Origin of the sequence: Mesorhizobium sp. M4A.F.Ca.ET.050.02.1.1 (genome assembly GCF_003997725.1) — a bacterium.
Classification (GTDB): domain Bacteria; phylum Pseudomonadota; class Alphaproteobacteria; order Rhizobiales; family Rhizobiaceae; genus Mesorhizobium.
In genome coordinates this window covers 1-2003 of the sequence record NZ_RZSG01000973.1, presented here as the reverse complement: position 1 = coordinate 2003, position 2003 = coordinate 1, and the positions used below count along the sequence as shown (strand labels likewise).

The following is a 2003-nucleotide window of genomic DNA, read 5'->3' as shown; positions in this document are numbered from 1 at the left end:
GTCCGGCACCGCGCGATAGGCGTCGCGCAGGCCGCCGACATTGACGATGAAGCGGGCGGGCAGCCTGTCGAACACCGCCAGCATGCGCTGGATCAGCCCGACATCCATGGCACCAAGGCTGCCGAAGCTGAGATAGACCAGTGGCCCGCTGTTGCGCGGAAAGACCGGCACCTCGAACGGCCCCTCGGAGCGGACGCAGCCCTCAAGATAGGTGAAGCGCACGGGGTCGAGCGGCGCCGCGCGTTCGCGGCGCACGATGGCCGGTGTCAGCAGCAGGTTGAGATCGGGCGAAGTCTCCAGGAACAGGCCCTTCGGCAGCGGCGCGAGACCTGCATTGGCGCGCAGCCGGTTGAACCGCTCATGCGCCGGGGCGACCGCCGCGAGGTAGCGCGCCTCGAAGGCGGCGCGCCCAGGGTCGTCGGCGGCAAGGCCGGAAAGATAGGGCGGCACCTTGGCGTCGGGCAATTCCGTCTCGGCGCATGAGACGACGCGCACCCACGGGCAGCCGGCGCCGGCGATCGCCGGAAACATGATGACATTGTCGAGGACGACGGCGTCGGGCTTCAGCCGCGCCAGCAATTGCCTGAGCGGCGCCTCGGCGTGGGCCGCCGTGTCGACGATTGCCTGCCATGTCGGCGCGACATAGGTTTCGAGCTGGTCGAGCGGGCTCAGCCGGAAATGCGGCAGGTGGCGGCGCACGAAGGCCTGCCAGTAGCTCTGCCGCTCGCTGTCGCTCAGCGGATCGTCGGTCGGCAGCTGGTATTCCTGAAAGCCGTAATCGGCGAAGACGCCGGAAAAGCCGGCATGGCAGATGAAGACCGGCCGGGCGCCCCTGGCTCGCAAGGCCTGCGCGATGCCGACGCAATTGAGCGCCGCGCCGAAGCTCGCTTCGGGAAACAGCGCGATGGTCGGGCTGGCTTTGCGCGTCACGATGTCCTCGGTCAATCCGGCCGGCTGATCATGCCGAACAGCGCCGGCGCGCCGCGGCTCGCCGCCCGCGGCCGCTGGCTGCGCGACAGCCTCAGATGCACACGCAGCAGATCAGCGGCAACCTCATACTGCCGGCTTTCCAGATGGTCGAGTATGGTGAGGTGCTCGCGCAGCGACTGCTTGAGCCGGAACACGTTGACGCCCGCATAGATGCCAGGCAGCCGGCGCAACCGGAGATGATCGGACAGCGCGTCGGTGACGAACCGGTTGGCCGAGCCGTCGGCGATCATGCCGTGGAACTCGATGTCCAGCCGTTGGAATTCCCTGGTGTCGAAGGCCGCATCGGGCTGCGCCATCAGCGCCTCCATGCCCTGGCGCAGCGCCGCCGCCCGCGCGCCGTCGAGGCTGAAGCCCGGCGTCAATATGGCGGCGGGCTCCAGCAACAGCCGGAAGTCGTAGCTCTCGCCCTGCGCCTCGGGATCGTCGGGCGCCCGGCGAAACAGCCAGGATTGGCCCGGCGCGCGGTCGACGAGATTCTCTTCCGTCAGTCTCTGAAGCGCTTTTAGTACCGTCTTGCGTTCAGCATCGTAGCGCCGCATCAGCCCGCTGACGGTCACCGTCTGGTCCAGCCGCCGCGCCGAGCGGTCGCGCAGGATCGCCTCGGCCAGTTCGTCTTCCTCCGTATTCGGCAATTCGGCGGCGACAGCCCCTTGCGCCGCGAGGTCGATGGCAAGGCGGTAGCCTGTGGCGGCTTCCCAGCGCACCACGCCCTGTTCGGTGAGCAGGCGCAGCGCCGACCGCACCGGAGTCCGCGAAACGCTGCAGAGCGAGGCGATCTGTTGCTCGGGAAGGTGCGCGCCGGGCGCGAAGCCGCGCTGCCTGGCAACGTCCAGGATGCGCTGCGCAAGATCGAGATGGTTGGTGCGAGGTCGCCTGGCTGCCGCTTGCATGACTTGTTCTCGTGGATCGGTGCGACCCCGGTTTGGCCGATCGTCCCCGCCGAGGCAATCGGCCAGATTCCGGAGCCGCCCGCCAAATTATGGATTGACGTACTTTTTTCTGCAATAGTACTG

Annotated in this window: 2 protein-coding genes; both read right to left on the bottom strand. The window is 67.9% G+C overall.

All coding sequences use genetic code 11. The features are described from left to right. Nucleotides 1-930 (bottom strand): glycosyl transferase family 1 (locus EOA33_RS33825; RefSeq protein ID WP_127407589.1); only part of this gene is annotated, 930 nt, incomplete at its 3' end. An 11-nt stretch (nt 931-941) separates the two neighbouring features. Next, a complete protein-coding gene (locus EOA33_RS33820) occupies nt 942-1880 on the bottom strand; it encodes a GntR family transcriptional regulator (protein WP_127407588.1) in 939 nt (312 codons plus the stop codon). Nucleotides 1881-2003 lie beyond the last annotated feature (123 nt).

What these genes read in the sequence shown, in the direction of transcription:
- EOA33_RS33820 (WP_127407588.1), bottom strand. Translation starts at nt 1,880, where the DNA reads ATGCAAGCGGCAGCCAGGCGACCTCGCACCAACCATCTCGATCTTGCG.